Source organism: Enterococcus sp. M-BR2 (genome assembly GCF_056612775.1).
Genome location: NZ_CM152743.1, coordinates 1,865,439 through 1,872,500, shown reverse-complemented (window position 1 = coordinate 1,872,500; position 7,062 = coordinate 1,865,439). Strand labels below are relative to the sequence as shown.

The 7,062-nt window shown below is 40.0% G+C and carries 5 protein-coding genes, 7 tRNA genes and 1 riboswitch (1 of these 13 cut by a window edge); of the genes, 11 read left to right on the top strand and 1 reads right to left on the bottom strand.

Going from position 1 to position 7,062, the window contains the following annotated elements; translation table 11 throughout:
- The 10 genes from AC1F25_RS09070 to AC1F25_RS09025 all read left to right on the top strand — a co-directional run.
- Nucleotides 1–72: transfer RNA gene (locus tag AC1F25_RS09070), tRNA-Ser, on the top strand (it extends 18 nt beyond the left edge of the window).
- Nucleotides 73–83: 11 nt separating this feature from the next.
- Nucleotides 84–157: transfer RNA gene (locus AC1F25_RS09065), tRNA-Met, on the top strand.
- A gap of 19 nt (nucleotides 158–176) precedes the next feature.
- Nucleotides 177–249 (top strand) — tRNA-Asp (locus tag AC1F25_RS09060).
- Nucleotides 250–252: 3 nt separating this feature from the next.
- Nucleotides 253–325, top strand: a tRNA-Phe gene (locus AC1F25_RS09055).
- Between the two features lie 4 nt (nucleotides 326–329).
- Nucleotides 330–400 (top strand) — tRNA-Gly (locus tag AC1F25_RS09050).
- Nucleotides 401–412: 12 nt separating this feature from the next.
- Nucleotides 413–486: transfer RNA gene (locus AC1F25_RS09045), tRNA-Ile, on the top strand.
- An 11-nt stretch (nucleotides 487–497) separates the two neighbouring features.
- Nucleotides 498–569 (top strand) — tRNA-Glu (locus tag AC1F25_RS09040).
- Nucleotides 570–755: 186 nt separating this feature from the next.
- Nucleotides 756–835, top strand: a riboswitch (SMK box riboswitch).
- Nucleotides 833–2,026 (top strand): methionine adenosyltransferase, encoded by a 1,194-nt coding sequence (gene metK, locus AC1F25_RS09035; protein ID WP_002292731.1) that lies wholly within the window; start codon nucleotides 833–835, stop codon nucleotides 2,024–2,026. It overlaps the preceding riboswitch by 3 nt.
- Nucleotides 2,027–2,156: 130 nt before the next feature.
- A complete protein-coding gene (locus AC1F25_RS09030) occupies nucleotides 2,157–3,629 on the top strand; it encodes an MDR family MFS transporter (RefSeq protein ID WP_065772885.1) in 1,473 nt (490 codons plus the stop codon).
- A gap of 82 nt (nucleotides 3,630–3,711) precedes the next feature.
- Nucleotides 3,712–4,500 carry an alpha/beta hydrolase gene (locus AC1F25_RS09025; protein WP_065772884.1) on the top strand — a complete coding sequence of 263 codons (789 nt, stop codon included), beginning with the start codon at nucleotides 3,712–3,714 and terminating at the stop codon, nucleotides 4,498–4,500.
- Nucleotides 4,501–4,566: 66 nt separating this feature from the next.
- Here the strand turns inward: AC1F25_RS09025 and AC1F25_RS09020 are convergent, their stop codons facing one another.
- Nucleotides 4,567–5,235, bottom strand: a complete 669-nt coding sequence (locus AC1F25_RS09020) for a TetR family transcriptional regulator (RefSeq protein ID WP_151669040.1) — start codon at nucleotides 5,233–5,235, stop codon at nucleotides 4,567–4,569.
- A 114-nt stretch (nucleotides 5,236–5,349) separates the two neighbouring features.
- Between AC1F25_RS09020 and AC1F25_RS09015 the strand changes: the two genes are divergently transcribed.
- Entirely contained in the window at nucleotides 5,350–7,062 is a 1,713-nt protein-coding gene (locus tag AC1F25_RS09015; protein ID WP_002310813.1) for an ABC transporter ATP-binding protein, read from the top strand.

Sequence of the window (7,062 nt, the reverse complement as noted above, 5' to 3'; positions counted from 1 at the left end):
GGCTGAAGGGAACGGTCTTGAAAACCGTCAGGCGGGTAAAACCGTGCAAGGGTTCGAATCCCTTATCCTCCTTTTCATATTATCGCGGGATGGAGCAGTCTGGTAGCTCGTCGGGCTCATAACCCGAAGGTCGTAGGTTCAAATCCTGCTCCCGCAATTTAAAAACTAAAAACACTGGTTCCGTGGTGTAGGGGTTAACATGCCTGCCTGTCACGCAGGAGATCGCGGGTTCGATTCCCGTCGGAACCGTTTGGCTCGGTAGCTCAGTTGGTAGAGCAATGGATTGAAGCTCCATGTGTCGGCAGTTCGATTCTGTCCCGCGCCATTATGCGGGTGTAGTTTAGTGGTAAAACCACAGCCTTCCAAGCTGTTGTCGCGAGTTCGATTCTCGTCACCCGCTTTTAGTTTTTATGGGCCTATAGCTCAGCTGGTTAGAGCGCACGCCTGATAAGCGTGAGGTCGATGGTTCGAGTCCATTTAGGCCCATTTATTTTATTGGCCCGTTGGTCAAGTGGTTAAGACACCGCCCTTTCACGGCGGTAACACGGGTTCGAATCCCGTACGGGTCATGGAAGATACTTGATGAGTATCTTTTTCTTTTTATCTGAAAGAATGATTTTAAAAGGCTTAGCAGAGTTATCTTTATAGATGATTGTGCTAAGCTTTTTTGGATAAATCTAATGTAAAATATTTATATTTTTTAAGCAAAAAAATGAAAAAATACGAGCAGAAAACTGTTTTATCTGCTATACTTGGTTCGTTGCAAGTTCCCGAAAGGATCCGCAGGACGGAGATGCCTTGTAACCGAATTTAACTAGGGGGAATCATTATAATGGTAGAAAGACACTTATTTACATCAGAATCTGTTTCTGAAGGACATCCAGATAAAATCGCTGACCAAATCAGTGATGCGATCTTGGATGCAATTTTAGAACAAGACCCAACAGCACGAGTAGCGTGTGAAACATCTGTAACAACTGGGCTTGTTTTAGTATTTGGAGAAATATCTACGACGGCATATGTAGATATTCAAAAAGTCGTACGGGAAACAATAAAAGAAATTGGTTATACACGTGCAAAATTCGGATTTGATGGAGATACAGCAGCTGTATTGGTTGCGATTGATGAACAATCTCCTGATATTGCTCAAGGAGTTGACGAAGCACTTGAGATCCGGGATGAAGATAAAAAAGACGTATTAGATGAAATTGGTGCTGGCGACCAAGGGTTAATGTTTGGTTTTGCTGTAGATGAAACACCGGAATTAATGCCTTTACCAATCGCTTTGAGTCATCGTCTGGTACGCCGCTTGGCAGATTTGCGTAAATCAAATGAATTAACGTATTTACGTCCAGATGCAAAATCTCAAGTCACAGTTGAATATGATGATCAAGGACAACCTGAACGTGTAGATACAATCGTTATTTCAACACAGCATGATGATGCAGTAGATAATGAAACAATTCGTCATGATGTCATCGAAAAAGTAGTGAAGGAAGTTATTCCAGCTGAATTATTAGATGATCAAACAAAATATTATATCAATCCGACTGGCCGATTTGTCATTGGTGGTCCTCAAGGGGATGCAGGATTAACAGGAAGAAAAATCATTGTTGATACGTATGGCGGTTATGCTCGTCATGGTGGCGGTGCTTTTTCTGGTAAAGATGCGACAAAAGTTGACCGTTCTGCCAGCTATGCTGCACGTTATATTGCTAAAAACATCGTTGCAGCAGGGCTTGCTCGCAAAGCAGAAGTACAGCTAGCTTATGCGATTGGTGTTGCTCAACCTGTCTCGATCTCAATCAATACTTTCGGTACTGGAACGGTTCCGGAAGAAGAATTGATTGCTGCAGTGAGAGAAAACTTCGATCTTCGGCCAGCAGGAATCATCGAGATGCTTGATTTGCGTCGTCCGATTTACAAACAAACAGCTGCTTACGGTCATTTTGGCCGTACAGATGTGGATTTGCCTTGGGAACATACGGACAAAGTAGATGCATTGAAAGCAAGTTTAGCAAAATAAGCTATATTCAGCTGGAACGATCGCCGAATGGTGGTTGTTCCAGCTTTTTTTATGGCAGTGCACCTCTTGAAAAAGATAGTGAGTATTTATCTATTTTTAGATCCTGTCATGATGAAAAAGGAGGCATAAGATGAAAAAAGAAACAAACGTTACTTTAGTCACAGTGAGTGTTTTCATTGCAACGTTCATGACGGCTATTGAAGGGACAATCGTAACAACCGCTATGCCAACGATTGTCGGCTCATTACATGGAATGGAAATCATGAACTGGGTATTTTCGATTTATTTGCTGACAAACGCTATGCTTACTCCGATTTACGGAAAACTTGCGGATAAAGTGGGACGAAAACCAATTTTTATTTTTGGGACATTATTGTTTATTATCGGTTCGTTATTTTGCGGTTTATCTCAAAGCATGATTGGGTTGATTGCTGCTCGTGCGATTCAAGGGATGGGTGCTGGAGCAATGATGCCAGTAGCTTTGACGATCATCGGCGATCTTTATTCTATTGAAAAGCGAGCAAAAGTTTTAGGTTTGAATAGTTCAGCTTGGGGGATTGCCAGTGTTTTTGGACCGCTTGCGGGAGGATTCATCGTTGAAACGATCAGCTGGCACTGGATCTTTTTTATCAATGTGCCGATCGGAATTCTATTAATTATTTTTATTTGGCTATATTTAAATGAACCAAAAATCATACATGAGTCTAAACCAATGGATATTTTTGGTAGTTTTAGTTTGATGGCCATGCTTGTCTCATTGCTGTTAGGGTTCCAATTATTAGGAGACGAAGGAATGAGTCCGCTTGTTTCTGCTTTGTTGCTAGGAAGTATCGTACTGTTAGGTATTTTTATTTTTGCCGAAAAAAGAGCTAAAGATCCTGTCATCATGATGCATTTATTCAAAAATCCACTATTTGTTGTGGTAAACTTGGCTGCAGCATTGGCTAGTGGTTTTTTGATGGGAATCGATGTTTATATTCCTATGTGGATGCAAGGTGTATTAGGACTGAATGCAGCAATTGGTGGGTTGGTATTAGCACCATTATCACTAGTCTGGATGGTCGGTTCTTTCCTTGCAAGCAAGTGGATGACTCAAATGGAAACTCATTGGGTCTTGAGAATTGGATTACTAATCGCAGCTATTGGGGGCGCTTGGTTGTATCTTATGCCTTTCAGAAGTAACTATTTATGGTTTTTTGCTATATCAACGGTCATCGGTATAGGCTTAGGTGTGACCATGACTACCTCGACTGTCAGTGCACAAAATAGTGTATCTCGTGATCAGCTTGGTGTAGCAACTTCTTTTAATACGTTAGTTCGAACAATTGGTCAAACAGTTATGGTTTCTATTTTTGGTTTATTGATAAATGGGGTAACTAAACGAGAACTTGCAGCAGCAAATTTAACAAATGATGCAGATATCATGAACAAACTGGTGAATCCACAAACGGCTAAATATATCGATGCGGATATTCTGTTGCCATTAAGAAAAATTCTTTATGATGGGTTACATTCCGTTTATCTAGTTGGCTTGTTACTCGTGATCATTGCTTTGGTCTTAACGCTTTTCGTTCATGAAAAACGTGGTAAAATAAAACAGTAGTTTCGGTCGAGACATGTACTCTGCCGAATCATTCAAATTTAAAGTTATTCAAAAATAACTTCTTACTAAGGAAGGCGAAAATATGGCATTTATTCAAGCAAATATTTATTCGAATGTATTAGAAATGGAAGTCAATCTAAATGTGATACTCCCACAAACAACTAAAAAGGTGATTGGCACCAGTTCAGAGCAAGCGACAACGGACATACCTGTTTTATATTTACTTCATGGGATGGGTGGCAATCATAGTGTATGGGAAAGACGTACGTCGATTGAACGTTACGTAGCAGACTACGGATTAGCTGTCATAATGCCATCTACTGATCTTGGATGGTACACAGATACGGCTTATGATATGAAATATTGGACGTTCATTGCAGAAGAGCTACCTGAGATTTGTCATGAACTATTCCCACAATTAACAAGAAAAAGGGAAAAAACATATGCCGCTGGATTATCGATGGGCGGATATGGCGCATTAAAACTAGGCCTTGCAAAATCAGAAAATTTCGCAGCAGTAATCTCTCTTTCAGGCGCTGTTTCTGTAGGAAACCGAATGGATGATCTTTTGATGGTTCGTAAAGCAGCCTTTTGGGAAGGAATCTTTGGACCATTGGATCAAATCGAAGGTTCAAAGAATGATCCACAATATTTATTGAAAGAATTAGTAAAAAGCGGAAAACCAGTACCAAGGTTTTATATGGCTTGTGGGGAATCTGATTTTCTTTATCAAGCAAATCAGGAAATGGTATCTGCTATGCAGGAACAAGGCTTAGCGGTCACCTTTGAACAAGGACCTGGCGATCATAATTGGGTCTTCTGGGATCAATGGATCCAACGTGCATTGGTGTGGTTGATGGAAGAAAAGTAAAAAAGAGACTTAAAAAGATAGCTCCTATAGAGATCACTTTGTTGGTGACCTTTATAGGAGCTTTTTTTATCGATTGTTTTCTCTTCTTTTATTTTGTTGGCATAAACCTTCAATATAGGTTTGTGCACTCGTTAGAAAGAGTGCTTTTTCATTCAATTCTGCATGGGACTGCATACTTTCTTTAAAACCCTCTAATTGATTTTCGACTACATAATTACGCATAAATAGAACTGTTTCTTTCAAAAATTCATTTCCGTCCATAATCTTTTGCCGAAGCTGTTGTTCATGCTGCTGATCCATTAGCTGTCCAATCAATAAATTGTGGAGAGAGGCAATGGCCTGATGACTTTGAGTGACTGAAAATCCTTCACGAACAAGTAGTTGGATCATTTGTTCCAAATGTTCTAATCGACTCGGAAAAGCGGGCACAGTATTGATTTCTAATTCTGCCCCACAAGGAAAACGTGTGTAAAGGTCATAGTAATTTTCCATATACTGTAGCAACTGTTCATTCCAGGGCAAAGTTGGATCTGGAAGCACTAATTCTTCTTCCATTGTTTCAGCCATTTTCTGCAAGAGCTGTTGTTTATTTTTGAAATACCAATATAAAGCAGGCGCTTGAACGTGAATTCTGTTTGCGATGTTTCGCATGGAAAGCTGCGAAAGAGCTTGTGTTTCAGCCAGGATATCAAAAGCGGCCTGAATGATGATGGCTTGAGAAAGCTTTATTTCCATTTTATCAACCTCGTGTATTGCATTATCTTTTTAAACATGGTAAATTGTTAGTCGGTCTAATTTTACAGTGTTAAATTAGTCCTGTCAATTTAAACAAAGGGGTGTAATCAACGAATGAAATTAATCTTACGACATGCGAAAAAATATAAAGTAGCTGTTTTTATTTCCTTGCTGTCCGTAGCAGTCATGGTTGCAGCAGCATTATGGCAACCTAAATTACTACAGCAAGTATTGGAAGCTATTATTACAGAAGATAATGATGAAATGAAAACAATCGGTATTTATCTGATCAGTCTGGCTTTGCTAGGATTAGCTGCAGGTGTAACGAACACGATTTTCTCTGCGAAAGTAGCTCAGGGCGTAAGTGCAGATATCCGAGAAGAAGCTTTTCGAAAGATCCAGACATTTTCATTTGGGAATATCGAACAGTTCTCTGCTGGGAATCTTGTTGTTCGTCTAACAAATGATATCACGCAAATCCAAAATTTAGTGATGATTTCTTTGCAATCACTTTTTCGAATTCCATTCTTATTTATTGGTGCCTTCATTTTAGCTATGATCACGATGCCACAATTGTGGTGGATCATCGTAGCGCTTATCGTTACGGTATTTCTTATCACGGCACTTTCATTTACACGGATGGGTAAGCACTTCATGATCATTCAAAAACTGATTGATCGTGTAAATAGCATTGCAAAAGAAAACTTACTAGGGATTCGTGTAGTGAAATCTTTTGTACAGGAAGAAAACCAATTGAAGACATTCAGCAAAGTAAGTGAAGACTTAACAAAACACAACATCATAGTCGGTACATTATTTTCTGTGATGATCCCGTCCTTCATGTTGGCTGCCAATTTGGCTGTGGTTGGAGCAATCTTCTTTGTGAGCGACCTTGTTAAAGATGATCCTACATTAATTGGTGGAATTGCTTCATTCATGAATTACTTGATGCAGATCATGATGGCAATCATTATCGGTGGAATGATGATGATGATGACTTCAAGAGCAGCCGTATCGCTGAAGCGGATTGCGGAAATTTTAGATGCTGAACCAGATCTTACTTATTTAGACGTTCCAGAACAAGAGTTGACGGGTTCTGTCACTTTTGACCATGTTTCTTTTCGTTATCCTGGTGAGGATACAGATACGCTTAAAGATATCAGCTTTTCTATCAAACCTGGAGAAATGGTCGGGATTGTCGGGGCGACTGGTGCCGGGAAATCCACACTAGCACAGCTGATTCCTCGTCTATTTGATCCAACAGAAGGAAAAGTAGAAGTAGGTGGTGTAGACCTTCGCCAAGTAAATGAAAAGAGTTTAAGACAAACGGTGTCCTTTGTTTTGCAAAAAGCAATTTTATTCTCAGGAACGATTGCTCAAAACTTGCGCCAAGGAAAAAAGAATGCAACAGAAAAAGAGATGGAACATGCTTCTTCTATTGCTCAAGCAAAAGAATTCATCGAAAAGCTATCTGATCGTTACGAAGCACCAGTAGAAGAACGAAGCAGCAATTTTTCTGGTGGACAAAAGCAGCGACTATCCATTACTCGTGGTGTTATCGGTGATCCAAAGATCTTGATTTTAGATGATAGTACGAGTGCATTGGATGCTCGCTCTGAAAAACTGGTCCGAGAAGCACTTAATCGAGATTTGAAGGGAACAACGACGATCGTCATCGCACAAAAAATTGCTTCTGTTGTCAAAGCAGACCGCATCTTAGTATTGGATGAAGGTAGATTAGTCGGTGAAGGAACCCATGAGGAATTGGTAGCTGGAAACCGTGTCTATCAGGAAATCTTTGAAACTCAAAAAGGAACGGAGGAGTAA